Here is a 16,823-nt window from a genome sequence, read left to right as displayed (position 1 = left end):
GAAGCGCTGGTTGAAAAAGGCGGCGTGTTCGCCCACGGCCTGACCTATTCCGGGCACCCGGTGGCGGCGGCGGTGGCGATCGCCAACCTCAAGGCGCTGCGGGATGAAGGCGTGGTGACGCAGGTGAAAAACGACACTGGGCCGTACTTGCAGAACTGCCTGCGAGAGGTGTTCGGCAATCACCCGCTGGTGGGTGAAGTTCAAGGTATCGGGCTGGTGGCTGCGTTGCAGTTCGCCGAAGGCAAGGCCACGCGCAAACGCTTCGTCAACGAAAACGACATGGCCTGGCGCTGCCGCACCATCGGGTTTGAGGAAGGCATCATCATCCGCTCCACCCTGGGACGCATGATCATGGCGCCGGCGTTGGTCGCCACCCGCGCTGAACTGGACGAACTGGTGGACAAGACTCGCATCGCGGTGGACCGCACCGCCCGCGAGTACGGGCGCCTGTAAGCAGGCACGACTGGCTGAGAAGTTTTTCCGTAACCAGGCTCCACAAAAAACCTCGTTTCGCCAACGCCTGCGCATCGACAGAATGCAGTCATGTCCCATCCCCGACCGGGCGGCGTATCCCGCGCTCCGGTCGGCGGATGGCAGGTCAGGACGGAACAGGACGAACACATCATGACGTTTTCAATCGTCGGCCGTTGCGCCGAAACAGGACAACTGGGCATCGCCATCAGCTCTTCCAGCATAGCCGTGGGTGCGCGCTGCCCCTGGCTGCGTCCGGGAGTGGGTGCGGTGGCCACGCAGAACATCACCCTTCCCGCCCTCGGCCCGCAAGTGCTCGACCAGATGGAAAACGGCCTGTCTCCGGCCGAGGCGCTGGACAAAGCCCTGACCAGCAACGGCTACAGCCAGTTTCGTCAGTTGACCGCCATCGACCACCTGGGCCAGACCGCGCACTTCAGCGGCAGCGAAACCCTCGGCACGCACAACGCCCTGGCCGGCGAACAATGCGTCGGCGCAGGCAACATGCTCGCTGATCGCGCTGTCATCGAAGCACTGGTGCAGACGTTCGAAAACAGCGGCGGTCAGCTGGCCGACCGTTTGATCGCCGCGATGCAGGCAGCCGTCGCCGCCGGTGGCGAAGCAGGCCCGGTACATTCCGCGGCACTGGTGGTGGTGGGCGAACTGACCTGGCCCATCGTCGACCTTCGCGTGGATTGGGCCGATGAAGACCCTATCGGCAAATTGGCACAACTGTGGAGCGACTACAGCCCGCAGATGCAGGACTACATCACCCGCGCCCTCGACCCGACCAAGGCGCCGAGCTATGGCGTGCCCGGTGACGAATAAGGCGCCGGTGAACCAGACAAGGATCGACACATGAGCAAAAGCCGGGATCTGTTGGCGGCGCTGGTGGCTTTCGACACCACCAGTCGCGAGTCGAATCTGCAACTGATCGAATTCGTGCGCGATTATCTGGCGCAACTCGATGTGCCTTGCGAGCTGATCTATAACGAGCAGCGCAGCAAGGCCAACCTCTTCGCGACCCTCGGCCCGGCAGATCGTCCGGGCATCGTGCTGTCCGGGCATACCGATGTGGTTCCGGTGGACGGTCAGCCCTGGACGGTCGCTCCGTTTGAACTCAGTGAGCACCACGGCAGGCTGTTCGGCCGCGGTACGGCGGACATGAAAGGCTATATCGCTTGCGTGCTGGCGGCGGTCCCCGATCTGCTCGCTGCACCGTTGAACAGGCCAGTGCACATCGCGTTGTCCTATGACGAAGAAGTCGGTTGCCTGGGCGTGCGCTCATTGCTCGTCGAGCTTGAGCAATGGCCGGTCAGGCCGCTGCTGTGCATCATCGGCGAACCCACCGAGCTCAAGCCGGTGCTGGGCCATAAAGGCAAGCTGGCCATGCGTTGCGATGTGCATGGCGCGGCCTGCCATTCGGCGTATTCGCCTCAAGGTGTGAATGCCATCGAGTACGCCGCCGAGCTGATCGGTGAGCTGGGCCGCATCGGCACGACACTGCGCGCTGAGGATCTGCACGACCCGCGCTTCGATCCGCCTTTTACCACGGTCCAGACCGGGGTGATCAGTGGCGGCAAGGCGCTGAATATCGTGCCGGCCGACTGCCGCTTCGATTTCGAGGTCCGTGCGCTGCCCGCGCAGAGTCCGCGTGACGTTGCCGAGCAGCTTCAGCAATACGCCGAGACCCATGTGTTGCCGAAAATGCGCGCTGTAAATGCACGCAGTGACATCCGCTTCTCCGAGCTGTCCGCGTACCCCGGCCTGGTCACCGACGCGAAAAGCCAGGCGGCGCAGTTGATTGCGCAGTTCTGTGGTTCGGATGAGTTCACGACCGTGGCCTTCGGCACCGAAGGCGGGTTGTTCGATGCTATCGGCATTCCCACCGTGGTGTGCGGCCCGGGCAGCATGGACCAAGGGCACAAGCCGGATGAGTTTGTCAGTGTCGAGCAGCTGGATGGGTGTGATGCGATGTTGCGGCGGATCGTCGATATTCTCCAGTCAACACAATCTCTTTAGCCGTACGACCGGGCGGCGCTCGGTTTGCCGGCGGTAGCGGCTTTGAATATGCCGCCGCCGGCAAGCCGTGCGGCTAAAGAGGTGAAATGTCGGACTCCAGGCGCTACTTCGGCGCCAACTCTTCCCGACAATGATCCACAAACAACTGCGCCGGTTTGGTCAGCTGCGAACGACGCAGCCAGGCGGCTGACAATCCTGAGCCAGTGACTTCTTCGGCCAGCGGCACGCACACCACTTTCTGTCCGTCGTAAGTGAGATCGGATATCGGCCGGGTCACCAGAATAGAGAAACCAAACCCGCGCCCGACCATGCCCCGCACCATCTCGATCGACGGCGAGCTGAACTGAATGTGCGGAGTCAGTCCGCGCTCTTCGAAGATGCTGACGAAATAGGTCCGGCTCGGTTGGACGTCCAGCAGCACCATCGGCTCCAACACCAGATCGTTGAGCGAAACCTTGGCCTGATTGGCGAAGCGATGACCTTCTGGCAATAGCGCATACGGCTGCTGCGGCGCCATCAGCGGCGCGGTGTCGATGGTGCTGTCCAGATCGTGTTCGTAGAGGATTGCCAGGTCGATGCTGCCCGAGGTCAGCGCCTGCACCAGTTCCTGTTGCTCGCCATCGCGAATGCGGATTTCCACTCCCGGCCAACGATCACGGAACCCTGCAATCAAGCGAGGCAGGTACAGCGGCGCAACGGTTTCGAAGCAGCCGATATCGATTTGCCCGGCCACCACATCGTTGTCCGCCAGGGCGTTCTGCTCAAACTCGTGGGCCACTCGCAACAGCTCCTGGGCCTTGCGGTAGAAGCGTGCGCCACTGGGCGTCAGCGACACGCCCTGAGCGTGGTGCCGAATGAACAGCTGCACCGCAAAGCTTTCTTCCAGGTGCTTGATCGCGGTGGAGACCGAGGGCTGCGCGATGTACAGCTTGCGGGACGCCTCGGCGACGCTGCCGCACTCCACCGTAGTGACGAAATACTTGAGTTGTCGCAGGTTGTAGGCTGCCATTGCTACCTCGAATTCGCTGAACCGTGACCTCGGATCTTGCGCGCTATTCTGCGATGTTCAAAGCCTCTGAGAAACAAGCAAATTCCTGCCCATTGAAGCTAAAAAAACTGACCCCAAAACGGCGCGCAACGCACCGCAAAGGTGCGTTATTGGCGAGTTTTTTTATCGATAGCGAAGACATTTTTAATAATTTCCTGCCCCCGTCACATCGCCCACTATCAGCATCACTGATCGTGAACATGGCCCGCAGAGGCCATTGAAGGAGTGTGTGCAGTGACGGATTTCAAAAGCTGGCAACGCCTTGCCGGACACCAGCGTTTCATCGACGCTTCTCTGATCGCGGGGAACATTCATCGGGCGCAGAGCGGTGAGACGTTCGCCGTCATCAACCCCGCCACCAACGCCGTACTGGCAAACGTGGCGGCCTGTTCGGATGCCGATGTCGACCTGGCTGTCCGCGTCGCGCGCAAGAGTTTTGAAGGCGGCCCGTGGGCGCGCATGCAGCCCAAGGAGCGCAAGGCGATTCTGCTGCGCCTGTCCGAGTTGATTCTGGCCCATCGCGAAGAACTGGCACTGCTCGACTCGCTGAGCATGGGCAAGCCGGTGATGGACGCCTATAGCATTGATGTTCCCGGCGCCGCCCACGTCTTCGCCTGGTACGCCGAAAGCCTCGACAAACTTTACGATCAGGTCGCGCCCACCGGGCCCGGCACCCTGGCGACCATCACCCGCGTGCCGCTGGGCGTGATCGCTGCGGTGGTGCCGTGGAACTTCCCGCTGGACATGGCCGCCTGGAAGCTGGCCCCAGCGCTGGCGGCGGGTAACAGCGTGATCCTCAAGCCCGCCGAGCAATCGCCGTTTTCGGCACTGCGTCTGGCGCAACTGGCGCTTGAAGCGGGCGTACCGGAAGGCGTGTTCAACGTGATCACCGGTTTGGGTGAACACGCCGGTCGCACGCTGGGTCTGCATCCGGATGTGGATGCGCTGGCGTTCACTGGCTCGACGCAGGTCGGCAAATACTTCATGCAATACGCCGCGCAGTCGAACCTCAAGCAGGTGTGGCTGGAGTGTGGTGGCAAGAGCCCGAATCTGGTGTTCGCCGACTGTCAGGATCTGGATCTGGCGGCCGAGAAAGCCGCTTTCGGGATTTTCTTCAATCAGGGCGAAGTGTGCTCGGCCAACTCGCGGCTGTTGGTGCAGCGTTCGATTCATGACGAGTTCGTCGAGCGCATGATCGAAAAGGCGCAGCACTGGCAGCCCGGCGATCCGCTCGATACTTCGAGTAAAATGGGCGCCATCGTCGATTCCACTCAAGCGGCGCGGGTGATGGATTACATCGCCGACGCCGGTGCCAGCGGCGCGCGTCTGGTGGCGGGCGGCGACCGGGTGATTATCAACGGCTCGAACAATTTCATTCAGCCGACCCTCTTCACACACGTCACGCCGGACATGCGTCTATCCCGCGAAGAGGTGTTCGGCCCGGTGCTTGCAATCACTGCGTTCGACGACGAAGACCAGGCCGTGCAGATGGCCAACGATCACATCTACGGCCTTGCCGCATCGGTGTGGAGCGATGACCTCAACCGCGCCCATCGCGTGGCCAGCCGCCTGAATGCCGGGACCGTGTCGGTGAACACCGTGGACGCTCTGGACGTGACCGTGCCCTTCGGTGGCGGCAAGCAATCGGGCTTCGGCCGCGACCTGTCGCTGCATTCCTTCGACAAATACACCCAGCTGAAAACCACCTGGTTTCAGTTGCGCTGAGTCGTCGCCCTGGAACAAATTGAGTGAATCCGCATGACTAACAACGAACCAAGCGCAGCAACCCTCGAACTGAGCACCATCCAGCCCATCGCTGCCGATCAGCGTCACGGCCGCGCCCGCGATCTCTTCACCATCTGGTTCGGCTCCAACATCATGTTGCTGACCGTGGTCACCGGCGCGTTGGCGGTGACCGTATTCAAGCTGCCGTTCATGGCGGCAATGACCGCACTGATTCTCGGCAACCTGATCGGCGGGATCTTCATGGCCCTGCACTCGGCGCAAGGCCCGCAACTGGGCGTGCCACAGATGGTCCAGACCCGCGGCCAGTTCGGCTCCTACGGCTCGCTGCTGGTGGTCGCCCTGGTGGTGATCATGTATCTGGGCTTCTTCGCCTCCAATCTGGTGCTCGGCGGGCAGTCGCTGCACAGCCGCTACGCGATGTTCAGTACCAATCAGGGCATCGTGCTGGTGGGCCTGATCAGCGTCGTCGCGACGGTGTTCGGCTATCGCCTGATCCACGCCTACACGCGCATCATGTCCTATCTGTCCGGCGCGATTCTGCTGCTGTGCTTCGTCTGGATCATCGCCGTGCACGGCCTGCCAGCAGACTTCCTGCAACGCAACGAAATGAACCTGGCGGGCTTCCTTGGCACCCTGTCGATCGCGGCCCTGTGGCAACTGGCGTACGCGCCCTATGTCTCGGACTACTCGCGCTACATGCCCGCCGATACCGGTGGCAAGGCCGCGTTCTGGTCCAGCTACTGGGGCTGCTGCCTGGGTTCGATCCTGCCGATGGCATTGGGGGTGGTCGTCGGTTTGTGCGTCGAAGGCGACATTATTGCCGGGCTGATCGAAATGACCGGCGGCATCGCGACGCTGGTGGTCGCTGTGTTCTCCATCGGCATCGCCGCAACCAACGCGATGAACCTGTATTGCGGCACGCTCTCGGCGATCACGGTCGGTCAGACGCTGGTGCCGAAATGGTCGGCGGGCGCCCTCTCCCGCGCGATCACCGCGCTGGTGCTGTTCTCGATCTCGCTGACCCTGGCATTGCTGGGGCAGGACGACTTCATGGCCAACTACACCAACTTCATTCTTCTACTGCTTTACGTGCTGGTGCCGTGGACCGCGATCAATCTGGTGGACTACTACCTGGTCGCTCACGGCAGCTACGACGTGGCCTCGTTCTTCCGTCGCGATGGCGGCATCTATGGCTATTTCAACTGGACGGCGGTGGGCTGCTACGTGCTCGGCATTCTGGTGCAGATCCCGTTCATGGCCACCGAGTTGTACACCGGGGTGATCGCCAAGGCCATGGGCGGCGCCGACGTGTCGTGGATCGTCGGGCTGCTGGTGATCTCGCCGGTCTACTACGTGGCGAGTCAGCGCCGCGGCCGCAAACAGGCGCTGAGCGTCCTCGGGAGGAACGCATGAAAACCGACTTCGACTACATCATTGTCGGCGCCGGTTCGTCCGGCTGCGTGCTGGCGAACCGTTTGAGTGCGGATCCGGCCGTCAGCGTCTGCCTGATCGAGGCCGGCAGCCATGACAACAACCTGCGCATCCAGACGCCCGCCGGGACCATCACGCTGTACAAGAGCAAGAAGTACAGCTGGAATTTCTTCTCCGCGCCGCAGAAAAACCTCAACGGCCGCAGCCTGCACACCCCACGCGGCAAGGCGTTGGGTGGCTCGAGTTCGATGAACAGCATGATCTACATTCGCGGCCATGCCAGCGATTACGACCGCTGGGCCGAAGCCGGTTGCCCAGGCTGGGACTGGAACAGCGTGCTGCCGTTCTTCAAGAAATCCGAGAACAACCGCCTCGGTCAGGACTCGCGTCTGCATGGCCTTCATGGCGAGTTGAACGTTGAAGCCGCACGCGACCCGAACCCGGTGTCGCAGCTGTTCGTCGAAGCCGCGCAGAAGGTCGGCATTCGCCGCAACGATGACTTCAACGGCGAGCAGCTTGAGGGTTGTGGCATCTACAACCTGACCCAGAAAGACGCCAGACGCCTGTCCAGTTATCGCGCCTTTGTTGCGCCGGTGCTCGAGCGCCCCAACCTCACGGTCATCACCGATTGCGCGGTGCAATCGCTGATCCTCGAACAGCGTGTGGCAAAGGGCGTGCAGGTGGTTTCGCAGGGACAGCAAACCCGTCTGACTGCGCGTCGCGAAGTGATTCTATCGGCTGGCTCTCTCGCCAGCCCGAGCCTGCTTTTGGCCTCGGGTATCGGGCCGGCCGGCGAACTGAAAGACGCCGGGATCAAGGTCGAGCATGACCTGCCCGGGGTCGGCAAAAACTTGCAGGATCACCTCGACGGCTTGATCACCGTACGCTCGAAAAGCCCGCTGACCCTGGGCTTCTCCCTCGGTTCGTTGCCGAGCATTCTGCTGTCGCCGCTGCGCTATGTGCTCGGCAAGAAAGGATGGCTGACCACCAACTACGTCGAAGCCGGTGGCTTCGCGCGCACGCCTCTGGCAGAGACGCTGCCCGACGTGCAGTTTCACTTCGTGCCGGGTTATCGCAGCCATCGCGGGCGGTTGTTCGAATGGGGCCACGGTTATGCGGTACACACCTGTGTGTTGCGACCTAAAAGCATTGGCGAGTTGCGCCTGGATCGGAGCGGCAAGCCGGTCATTGACTTCAACTTTCTGTCCGACCCTGAAGACGCAAAAGTGCTGATCGAAGGGCTGAAGCTGGCGCGCAAGATCCTTGCCGATCAGCAATTCGACGGCATTCGCGGCACAGAGATGCTCCCCGGCAAAGACGTGCAGACCGACGAGCAACTGATGACCTACGTGCGTGAGTACGCGGCGACGGTGTTCCATCCTGTGGGCACCTGCAAGATGGGGGTCGACCCGATGAGCGTGGTCGGGCCGGACCTGAAGGTACACGGTATCGAAGGCCTTCGAGTGGTCGACGCCTCGATCATGCCGACCTTGATCAGCGGCAATACTAATGCCCCGTGCATCATGATCGGGGAGAAGGCGGCGGAGATGATTTTGCGTGAGAGTACTCAGAGCGCTATCAAAGAAACCACCATGTCCGCCGCAATCAGCTGAAAAGCTTCGCGAGCAAGCTTCCTCCCACGGACCGTGCGCTACCCGCCCAGCCCAGGTGCGCCGCAGTACTTGTGGGACACAGATCTCTGGCGCGGGCCATTTTCGAGAAGGGCTCCAAAGCCAGTAAACGCCGCATTCCTGCACTGGGAAGCGGCGTTTTTGTTGCGCCTGCCCCAGCTTCGAACACCTTTTCCCACCCCAGTTTTTTCCTCATCAGGGACCACATATTTACTAATTTTAGTATCCCTCGACATCGGCCAACATCAACCCTGCCCCACAGAGGCAAAAGGTCCGTCAGAGGCCACGAGCGTTTCAAGTTTTTGGCGTCTAGCCCCACTGCCCCGAGACATATTCGAATTAAAAAATCACCATCCGGGAGTGTTCAATGATCAAGTCTTTCGTATCGCGCTGCGTGCGTCCGCTGGCCCTGACTGCAATGGCTGCCGGCATCGCCAGCGGCGCCCAGGCCGGCACCCTGTCCATCGGACACACCACCTGGGTGGGTTACGGCACCCTGTACCTGGCCAAGGATCTGGGCTACTTCAAGGAAGGCGGCCTGACCGTCGAGCTGCCGACTATCGAAGAAGCCTCGATGTACATGGCCGCTCAAGCCTCCGGCAAGTTGTCCGGTTCGGCGTCGACCCTCGATGAAATCCTCAAGTACCGTCCACAGTTCTGTTTCAAGGCCGTGGCCGCGCTGGATGAAAGCCATGGCGGCGACGGTGTGCTGGTGGGCAAAGACATCAACAGCCTGCAGGACCTCAAGGGCAAGGCGGTTGCGGTCAACGAAGGTTCGGTGTCGCAGTTCTGGCTCAACTACCTGCTGAAAAATGCCGGCATGAAGATGAGCGACCTGACCATCCAGAACATGACCGCCGACGACGCCGCCACCGCCTTCATCGCCGGTCGCGTACCGGCCGCCGTGACCTGGGAGCCGCACCTGACTACCGTGCGCAACAAGCAGCAGGGCAAGGTTTTGGTGGACAGCAGCACCACGCCGGGTGTGATCGTCGATGTCGTGGCCCTGAGCTGCGATGTGATCGACAAGCAACAGGCTGACGTCAAGGCGCTGGTTACGGGCCTGTACAAAGCCGTGCAGTACACCAAGGACCACCCGAAAGAAGCCTACGCGATCATGGCCAAGGGCGTGGGTGGCTACCTCGCCGACCCGGCTGAACTGGAAGCCGCAGCCAAGGGTGTGCGTTTCTACGACCAGGCCATGAGCGAAAAACTGCTGGGCAGCAACGGCAGCACCGGCGACGCCGCCACGGTCATCAAACTGGCCAACGAAACCGCCAGCGAGTTGCAGGGCAAGCCGTACAACGTGAGCTACAGCGACCTGATCGACAACCGTTTCATCAGCCCGAAATAACCAGGAGCACCTCATGTCCAAGCGCAATTCGTGGCTGAACCGTTGCCTGACGCCCAAGACCAGCCTGCCGGTGCAGGTGATCTGGAGCGCCAGCGGTCTGGCCTGGGCCTTGTTGATTGGCCTCTGGGCCTTTCTTTCCTATGGCGGCGCGGTGCCGGCGATGTTCCTGCCGACACCGGGCGCGGTCTTCGATGCCGCGATGCGCCTGGCCCGTGATGGCACCCTCGGCCCACATGTGTGGGCCAGCGTGGAAGTGGTGATGGTCGGCTTCATCATCTCGTCGGTGGTCGCCGTGCCCATCGGCCTGTTGATGGGCAGCTTCCGGGTCGTGCAAGCGTTCCTCGAACCGCTGGTCAACTTCATCCGCTACCTGCCAGTGACCTCGTTCGTGCCGCTGTTCATCCTGTGGATCGGCATCGGTCTGGAACAGCGCGTGTCGATCATCATCTTCGGGGTGTTCTTCCAGCAACTGGTGATGATTGCCGACGTCTCCAAAGGGATTTCCAAAGACCTGATCAACGCGTCGTACACCCTGGGCTCGAGCCGCACGGACGCGGTGCTGCACGTCATAGCCCCGGCCTCACTGCCAGGCGTGCTGGACACCCTGCGCGTGACCATGGGCTGGGCCTGGACGTATCTGGTTGTCGCCGAACTGGTCGCCGCCTCCAGCGGCCTGGGTTACCTGAGCCTCAAGGCCATGCGCGGGTTTCAGGTCGACGTGATTTTCCTGGCAATCGCGGTCATCGGCCTGTTGGGCCTGATCACCGATCAACTTTTCAGACTTCTTCGCTTGAAGGTGGCCGCATGGGCTCTGTAACTGCAACTTCGCCGATTCAGCTTTGCCCGACTCCCGTGGCAGCTTCGGCCACTCCACGCTTGCGGGTCGATAACGTCACCTTGCAATACCAGACGCCATCGGGCAGCACCTTCACGGCGCTCGACAGCGTCTCGTTCGATGTTCCCGATCAGCAGTTCGCCGTGCTGGTTGGCCCGTCCGGTTGCGGCAAGTCGAGCCTGCTGTATCTGACCGCCGGCCTGGCCGAACCGACTTCTGGCGATATCTACGTCGGTGGCCAGCAAGTCGACGGCCCTGGCGCCGATCGCGGCATGGTGTTCCAGGGCTACACGCTGTTTCCGTGGCTGACCGTGCGCAAGAACATTGAGTTCGGCCTCAAGCGCCGTGGAGTGCCCGCCGCCGAGCGCAAGGAAATCGTCGAGTTCTACCTCAACGAAGTCGGCCTGCTGCGCTTCGCCGACAACTACTCCAAGCAGTTGTCCGGCGGGATGATGCAACGTGTGGCCATTGCGCGAGCTCTGGCGAACGACCCGCAAATCCTGCTGATGGACGAGCCGTTCGGCGCGCTTGATAGCCAGACTCGCCTGCAGATGCAGCAACTGCTGCTCAAGGTCTGGGAACACAGCAAGAAAACCGTGCTGTTCGTCACGCACGATATCGACGAGGCGATCCTGCTCGGCGACCGTATTTTCGTCATGGGCGCCCGTCCCGGTCGGATCAAGGAAGTGCTGGACGTGCCCATCGGCCGCCCGCGCAACCTGGACATGGTGATGGACCCGCAATTCATCCGCATGAAGCGCAACATCTTCCATCTACTGCATGACGGGCCGGAAGACCACGACCACTGAATCCGCTAGAACTGCTAATACCTTCGTACTACCGCCATGGATCGGCGGGCGGTGCTAAAGTGCGCCGCCATAGAGATGACACCCAGTTTAGGCGTACGCTCAAAGCCATCTGAATCCATCTGGCTCTGCCGAAAATCGCCACTCGCGTGGCCTGATGCACTGGGGACAAAACTGGGGGCACATTTGAATTTTCTGCGCCTGAAAACACCGTGCTAGAGCCCAGTCAAAATGTTTTTTGGCTTGCCTGAGAGTCTCTAACCCTCTCTGGACGGTCGAATTGGTTGTTTGATCACTTCGAAGCAATAAACGGGCGCAGCGATTCGACGTGCATCGCGGTTTCATTGCGCATCCCCTGCATTTCGAACTCCAGTAATGGTGCAGCGTCAGGCCTGTTTCAACGTTGGTATAACGCCAAATCAGTGCTTCTGCGTCCGGGTAAATATATTCTTTTTTTGCCGCGTCATAGATGAAGGCATCGTTATTGAAACACCCATCCGCTTTGGCTCCAGAGGTCATCTGGATTGGGCACATAGGCATTGATGCCTGCATCGTGACAAGCAAGAATCTCCTCGCTTTTCAAGTAACCTCGATCAGCCACTACCGACAGAAATTTTTCTGAAGCTACAACCTCGCGGGCCTGCATGGCCATCGAGCTGAGTAGATCGCAGTCGGGACCGACGTTAGTGACCTCATGTGCAACGATCAAATGGTGTTGGGTATCGACGGCTGTCTGGATCGGTCAGTGAAACCTGTGTGACCGGAGAGTCGTTGAGCTGGACTTCGTGCGCCCGAAGCTCCTTAATTTGAGTTTCGAGCTTGCCGATTTTCTCTTCCAGCCGCACGGCACTTGGCTCAGGGGCTGTCGATTCTTGCAGATCAGCATACCTCCATCTGTTGCGCCTCAAGTGCTCGCGTAGCTAGCAGGTGGGCTGCTGCCGGATGGGATGTTTTCTAAAAGCAAAGACTTAGAGTCTTAGCTCCCTTGGAAGCTGGGAGCGCGGTAGCAAATCAATAAGCAGTCGCACCGCGAATCAACCAGACGCCTCAGCTACATTCATGTAGGCCTGTACTTCAGAAAACATACATGAGCATGAGAGTTGATACAGCCGCTCTTCCAACGTGCCGCTCGCAACCTCTTTCATAAAACAAACAATAAACCGTTTATTCGATTGCGTTGATAGTGAAAATCACCACAGAACCGTTGAAAACCTACCAACTGGATGGTAGCTTTGTTTAGTGTTTTAAATCACTACAAACAACGCCATCCCTGTGAGAATCCCATGCAAGATTGGAAGCAAACCCGCAAAGACATCAATACTCGTTTGGTAGAGCTCAACGGCCTGTCGCCGGAAACGATGAAAGGCATGGCCGCACTCGGCGCCGCCGGTGGGAAAACCAACCATCTAGACGCCAAGACTCGCGAGCTCATCTCCCTTGCAGTGGCCGTGACGACCCGCTGCGATGGTTGTATTGCCTTCCATGCTGCTGAAGCCAAGAAGCTCGGTATAACCAGTGAAGAGGTAGCTGAAGCTTTGGGTGTGGCCATCAACATGAACGCCGGGGCTGCAATGGTCTATAGCACCCACGTACTCGACGCGTTCGACAAGTCCTAATCAAACGCCGAATCCCCCCTTCAACGACGTCGAGATAAATCATGAATAAGCTGTTCACTCCTTACGATCTAGCCGGTACTCCTTTGAAAAACCGCGTTGTCATGGCCCCTATGACTCGCACCCGAACCTTGAACAACATTCCGAATGAATCCAACGCGCTTTACTACGCACAACGAGCTTCTGCCGGCTTGCTGATCACCGAAGGCCTGCCTATTTCCGATGAGGCTCGCGGCTATCTGTACACCCCTGGCATTTACGAAGATGTGCACTTACCAGGCTGGCGCAAAGTGACTGACGCGGTGCACGCCAAGGGCGGGAAGATTTTTGCGCAGCTCTGGCACGTAGGCCGTATGTCCCACACCTCGGTACACGGCATGGCGCCAGTCTCCTCGGGCACGGTGCCTGCGGTAGATACCACGGTGTATGCCTGGATCGAGCCCGGCAAATCTGGCCCTGTACAGCCAAGCTCTCCACGTGCACTGGAAACTGAAGAAGTGAAACGCGTCATCGCTGACTTCGTGAAGTCTGCACGAATGGCCATGGACGCCGGCTTTGACGGTATCGAAATCATGGCAGCCAACGGCTTTCTGTTCGACCAATTCCTGAGCAGCGCCCTGAACACTCGTACTGATCAGTACGGTGGCTCCATTGCCAACCGTCAGCGCTTCCTTCTGGAAACCATTGATGCGATTGCTGCTGAAATCGGCGGATCGAAGATCGGTGTGCGCTTCTCTCCTTTTGGTCGCCTCTACGACTTCGGTGTGTACGAAGGCGAAGAAGAAACCTGGATGAGCATGGCAGCTGCCCTCAACGAAAGAGAGCTGGCATTTGTTCACCTGAACTACCAACCGACCATCCTCGCCGCGCAAACGCCACCAGGTTTCGGCGCTGCATTCCGTGAAGCGTACAAGGGCACCTTGATGGCTGCGGGCGGCTTCACCAAAGAGATCGCAGAGTCTGAGCTGGTTAAAGGCGAGCTAGATCTGATTGCTTTTGGCACAGCCTACATTGCCAACCCTGATCTGGTAGAGCGTATGCAGAACGATTGGCCATTGGCCGAAGGTGATCGCGCGACCTACTACGGCGTAAGCGGTTCGATTGATAAGGGCTACACCGACTATCCGGAATACGCAGCCGCCAAAGCCTGATATTCCTTCACAAACATTTAGGAGAACACCATGCCACTCGTAACTATCAAAGGGATTGAAGGCGTTTTTTCCGACGAACAAAAGGCTGAAGTGATTCGCAAAGTGACTGACGCTATGGTGTCGGTTGAAGGCGAAAACATGCGCGCCCTCACGTGGGTCATCTTCGAAGAGGTGAAAAGTGGAGACTGGGGTATTGGTGGCAAACCTGTGACCGCGCAGGAAGTATTGAAGCTGCAAGCCGGTCAGTAAGGCTTCTCCTTCAGGTCATTAGCTCCCTGTTCGTTGAGTGCGGTTATGCTCAACGAACAGGGAGCTTTTTCCGTTCTTAAAGAACGCCAGGTTTGTGGGAACTACTCCGTGATTCTGATCATCTACGCCCATCCTTACCCTGATAAATCTAACGTCAACATGTTGATGCTCAAGCTGGCAGCCAACAATCCCGATGTCGCAATCCGTTCGCTGTACGACATGTACCCCGATTTCAATATCGACGTTGAAGCTGAGCAGAGGGCGGTGGAACAGGCAGATCTCCTCGTTCTGCAACACCCTCTGTACTGGTATAGCTACCCACCTCTCTTGAAGCTGTGGATCGATAAGGTTTTCACACAGGGCTGGGCCTACGGCGCGGGCGCTACTGCCTTGAAAAACAAAAAAATGCTGTGGGCCGTGACTACTGGCGGTGAGCATGATCATTTTGAAGGCGGCGACCACCCAGGTTTTGCGGTGCTGTCCCAGCCCATTCAGGCGACGGCGAATTACTGCGGGATGCGTTGGTTGAGTCCAGTCGCAGTCCATGGTGCTTACAGAGCAGATCAAACCGCATTGCTTAAACAGATCCAGAATTATGGCGAGCGCCTGACGTCATGGAGGGAAGATTGAATGGACACTCACAGTTTGATTGAAATGCTTATCTACCTGGGCTCCGCTGCCTTGATAGTCCCAATTGCCGTCCGGTTAGGGCTTGGCCCGGTTTTAGGCTACCTGACAGCCGGCTGCCTGATCGGCCCATGGGGTTTGAAGATTGTGACCGACGTGGAGTCCATCCTGCACTTTGCTGAAATTGGCGTGGTGTTGATGCTGTTCATCATTGGTCTCGAACTCGATCCCAAGCGCCTTTGGGCAATGCGCCGCATGGTCTTCGGCGGCGGCGCGTTGCAGATGCTGGCATGCGGCGCGGCCATCGCAATTTTCTGCGCTGTACTTGGCTTGAATTGGACGGCTGCGTTGTTGGTAGGGCTGACGTTGAGCCTGTCCTCGACGGCTATCGCCATGCAGGCCATGAGCGAGCGAAACATGAACTCCACCGCCGTGGGTCGCAGTAGCTTCGCCGTGTTGCTTTTCCAAGACATCGCGGCGATTCCCCTAGTTGCCATGATCCCACTGCTGGCCGCAAACGGTGGTACGCCCTCAGGTGCAGAGCTGGCCCTGTCCATTGCCAAAATCGTGGGTGCAATTGTCGCAGTGATTCTCTTGGGTCAGTACGTCTCTCGGCCAGTCCTTCGCTTTGTAGCGCGCTCAGGCCTGAGAGAAATCTTTAGTGCCGTCGCACTGTTCCTGGTGTTTGGGTTCGGCCTCTTGTTGGAAGAGGCCGGCTTATCCATGGCCATGGGCGCGTTCTTAGCCGGCGTTCTCTTGGCCAGCTCGGAGTATCGCCATGCTCTGGAAAGCGATATAGAACCCTTCAAAGGCCTGTTGTTGGGTCTGTTCTTTATCGGTGTAGGGATGTCGATTGACTTCGGCACGCTGATCGATTCGCCGCTGAAAGTCATCACCTTGACCTTGGGCTTCATCCTGATCAAGCTGCTCGTGATCAAGCTCCTGGGTCGCTTCCTGAATGTCCCAAGTGACCAGCGTTCATGGCAGGCGGTGTTCCTTGGCCAAGGCAGTGAGTTTGCCTTTGTAGTATTTGGCGCAGCGACCGTCGCCGGCATCCTGGTCGACCCTTGGGGTAAGAGCCTGACGCTAGCGGTGGCGTTGTCCATGTGCGTGACGCCTTTGTTGATCCTTTTACTCAATCACCTGGAGTCGTCGAGCAAACAGGGCAGTAATGAAGCTGACACCATTGATCAGAGCAATCCTCGGGTCATCATTGCTGGCTTCGGTCGATTCGGTCAGATCGCTGGGCGTCTGTTGATGTCCTGTGGTTTTGAGGTAGTGGTCTTGGATCATGATCCAGACCATATCGAGACGCTGCGTAAGTTCGGGGTCAAGGTGTTCTATGGGGATGCCACCCGCCTCGATTTACTGCACGCTGCGGGTGCTGCCCAAGCCGTGGTGCTGATCAACGCCATCGATAATCAAGACGATAACCTGGCACTGACCAAGTTGGCCCAGGAGCATTTTCCATCCCTAAAACTGGTGGTGCGCGCTCGAGATATGGGGCACATCATTACCCTACGTCAGATGGGTGTGGAAGAAGTCGAGCGAGAGACATTTGAAAGCGCATTGTCCCTGGGGCGCAGGGCTTTGGAGCAACTCGGGATAGGACGCTACGAAGCTCGTGAGCGTGCGGATCGATTCCGTCGCCTTAACTTGGAAATGCTAGAAGAGATGGCCGCTCAGCCCGAGGACGATACCGAATTCAAGTACGACGCTTACAAACGAGCCAACGCTTTACTAACGGAAATATTCAATGAAGATCGCGCTCATCCAATTGACGCAGGCCCAGGAAAGGTGAGCCTTCCACGCAGCGAGTCAGATAGCTGACTGACTTAC

General features: G+C 59.0%; 15 protein-coding genes and 1 pseudogene. 14 read left to right on the top strand and 2 right to left on the bottom strand.

Annotated features, from left to right (window positions below):
* The 3 genes from AOA60_RS10050 to argE form a co-directional block, all read left to right on the top strand.
* On the top strand, positions 1–453 hold a 453-nt coding region (locus tag AOA60_RS10050), incomplete at its 5' end, for an aminotransferase class III-fold pyridoxal phosphate-dependent enzyme (RefSeq protein ID WP_143522417.1).
* Positions 454–624: 171 nt separating this feature from the next.
* Positions 625–1,299: a DUF1028 domain-containing protein gene (locus AOA60_RS10045; protein ID WP_081569073.1), complete on the top strand. Its 675-nt coding sequence runs from the start codon at positions 625–627 to the stop codon at positions 1,297–1,299.
* 30 nt (positions 1,300–1,329) lie between these two features.
* Positions 1,330–2,493: an acetylornithine deacetylase gene (gene argE / locus AOA60_RS10040; protein WP_099584290.1), complete on the top strand. Its 1,164-nt coding sequence runs from the start codon at positions 1,330–1,332 to the stop codon at positions 2,491–2,493.
* Between the two features lie 103 nt (positions 2,494–2,596).
* Here argE and AOA60_RS10035 read toward each other — a convergent pair whose 3' ends face one another.
* Positions 2,597–3,502: a LysR family transcriptional regulator gene (locus AOA60_RS10035; RefSeq protein ID WP_099584289.1), complete on the bottom strand. Its 906-nt coding sequence runs from the start codon at positions 3,500–3,502 to the stop codon at positions 2,597–2,599.
* Positions 3,503–3,775: 273 nt separating this feature from the next.
* Between AOA60_RS10035 and AOA60_RS10030 the strand changes: the two genes are divergently transcribed.
* The 6 genes from AOA60_RS10030 to AOA60_RS10005 all read left to right on the top strand — a co-directional run bounded on the left by AOA60_RS10030 (position 3,776) and on the right by AOA60_RS10005 (position 11,347).
* Entirely contained in the window at positions 3,776–5,266 is a 1,491-nt protein-coding gene (locus AOA60_RS10030) for an aldehyde dehydrogenase (RefSeq protein ID WP_099584288.1), read from the top strand.
* Positions 5,267–5,299: 33 nt separating this feature from the next.
* Positions 5,300–6,700, top strand: a complete 1,401-nt coding sequence (locus AOA60_RS10025; protein WP_099584287.1) for a cytosine permease — start codon at positions 5,300–5,302, stop codon at positions 6,698–6,700.
* A complete protein-coding gene (locus tag AOA60_RS10020) occupies positions 6,697–8,331 on the top strand; it encodes a GMC family oxidoreductase (protein ID WP_099584286.1) in 1,635 nt (544 codons plus the stop codon). Before AOA60_RS10025 ends, AOA60_RS10020 begins: the two co-directional genes overlap by 4 nt.
* A gap of 385 nt (positions 8,332–8,716) precedes the next feature.
* Positions 8,717–9,703, top strand: coding sequence for an ABC transporter substrate-binding protein (locus AOA60_RS10015; protein WP_099584285.1), 987 nt, complete (start codon positions 8,717–8,719; stop codon positions 9,701–9,703).
* A gap of 13 nt (positions 9,704–9,716) precedes the next feature.
* The gene (locus tag AOA60_RS10010; protein ID WP_099584284.1) at positions 9,717–10,520 is read left to right on the top strand and encodes an ABC transporter permease; all 804 of its coding nucleotides are present in this window, start codon (positions 9,717–9,719) and stop codon (positions 10,518–10,520) included.
* Complete coding sequence (locus AOA60_RS10005) at positions 10,508–11,347, top strand: ABC transporter ATP-binding protein (RefSeq protein WP_099584283.1); 840 nt, start codon at positions 10,508–10,510, stop codon at positions 11,345–11,347. Before AOA60_RS10010 ends, AOA60_RS10005 begins: the two co-directional genes overlap by 13 nt.
* A 318-nt stretch (positions 11,348–11,665) precedes the next feature.
* On the opposite strand, the pseudogene AOA60_RS33850 reads toward AOA60_RS10005, so the two are convergent.
* Positions 11,666–12,189: pseudogene (locus tag AOA60_RS33850) on the bottom strand (IS5/IS1182 family transposase); the annotation flags it as partial.
* Positions 12,190–12,627: 438 nt separating this feature from the next.
* On the opposite strand from AOA60_RS33850, the gene AOA60_RS09995 reads away from it, so the two are divergent.
* The 5 genes from AOA60_RS09995 to kefC all read left to right on the top strand — a co-directional run bounded on the left by AOA60_RS09995 (position 12,628) and on the right by kefC (position 16,814).
* Entirely contained in the window at positions 12,628–12,960 is a 333-nt protein-coding gene (locus AOA60_RS09995) for a carboxymuconolactone decarboxylase family protein (protein WP_053481123.1), read from the top strand.
* 41 nt (positions 12,961–13,001) lie between these two features.
* Complete coding sequence (locus AOA60_RS09990) at positions 13,002–14,108, top strand: alkene reductase (RefSeq protein ID WP_099584282.1); 1,107 nt, start codon at positions 13,002–13,004, stop codon at positions 14,106–14,108.
* A gap of 30 nt (positions 14,109–14,138) precedes the next feature.
* A complete protein-coding gene (locus AOA60_RS09985) occupies positions 14,139–14,357 on the top strand; it encodes a 4-oxalocrotonate tautomerase family protein (RefSeq protein WP_029290791.1) in 219 nt (72 codons plus the stop codon).
* A gap of 108 nt (positions 14,358–14,465) precedes the next feature.
* Positions 14,466–14,987: a glutathione-regulated potassium-efflux system oxidoreductase KefF gene (gene kefF / locus AOA60_RS09980; protein ID WP_099584293.1), complete on the top strand. Its 522-nt coding sequence runs from the start codon at positions 14,466–14,468 to the stop codon at positions 14,985–14,987.
* Positions 14,988–16,814, top strand: a complete 1,827-nt coding sequence (gene kefC / locus AOA60_RS09975; RefSeq protein WP_099584281.1) for a glutathione-regulated potassium-efflux system protein KefC — start codon at positions 14,988–14,990, stop codon at positions 16,812–16,814.
* The last annotated feature ends 9 nt before the right edge of the window (positions 16,815–16,823 follow it).

It is taken from the genome of Pseudomonas sp. 2822-17 (assembly GCF_002742485.1).
GTDB lineage: Bacteria > Pseudomonadota > Gammaproteobacteria > Pseudomonadales > Pseudomonadaceae > Aquipseudomonas > Aquipseudomonas cyclaminis.
Note: the sequence above shows the minus strand (reverse complement) of the source record. Positions and strands in the feature narration are given on the sequence as shown.

Coding starts and splice junctions, on each gene's coding strand:
- AOA60_RS10045 (WP_081569073.1), top strand. CDS start 625: ATGACGTTTTCAATCGTCGGCCGTTGCGCCGAAACAGGACAACTGGGC.
- argE (WP_099584290.1), top strand. CDS start 1,330: ATGAGCAAAAGCCGGGATCTGTTGGCGGCGCTGGTGGCTTTCGACACC.
- AOA60_RS10035 (WP_099584289.1), bottom strand. CDS start 3,502: ATGGCAGCCTACAACCTGCGACAACTCAAGTATTTCGTCACTACGGTG.
- AOA60_RS10025 (WP_099584287.1), top strand. CDS start 5,300: ATGACTAACAACGAACCAAGCGCAGCAACCCTCGAACTGAGCACCATC.
- AOA60_RS10020 (WP_099584286.1), top strand. CDS start 6,697: ATGAAAACCGACTTCGACTACATCATTGTCGGCGCCGGTTCGTCCGGC.
- AOA60_RS10015 (WP_099584285.1), top strand. CDS start 8,717: ATGATCAAGTCTTTCGTATCGCGCTGCGTGCGTCCGCTGGCCCTGACT.
- AOA60_RS10010 (WP_099584284.1), top strand. CDS start 9,717: ATGTCCAAGCGCAATTCGTGGCTGAACCGTTGCCTGACGCCCAAGACC.
- AOA60_RS10005 (WP_099584283.1), top strand. CDS start 10,508: ATGGGCTCTGTAACTGCAACTTCGCCGATTCAGCTTTGCCCGACTCCC.
- AOA60_RS09995 (WP_053481123.1), top strand. CDS start 12,628: ATGCAAGATTGGAAGCAAACCCGCAAAGACATCAATACTCGTTTGGTA.
- AOA60_RS09990 (WP_099584282.1), top strand. CDS start 13,002: ATGAATAAGCTGTTCACTCCTTACGATCTAGCCGGTACTCCTTTGAAA.
- AOA60_RS09985 (WP_029290791.1), top strand. CDS start 14,139: ATGCCACTCGTAACTATCAAAGGGATTGAAGGCGTTTTTTCCGACGAA.
- kefC (WP_099584281.1), top strand. CDS start 14,988: ATGGACACTCACAGTTTGATTGAAATGCTTATCTACCTGGGCTCCGCT.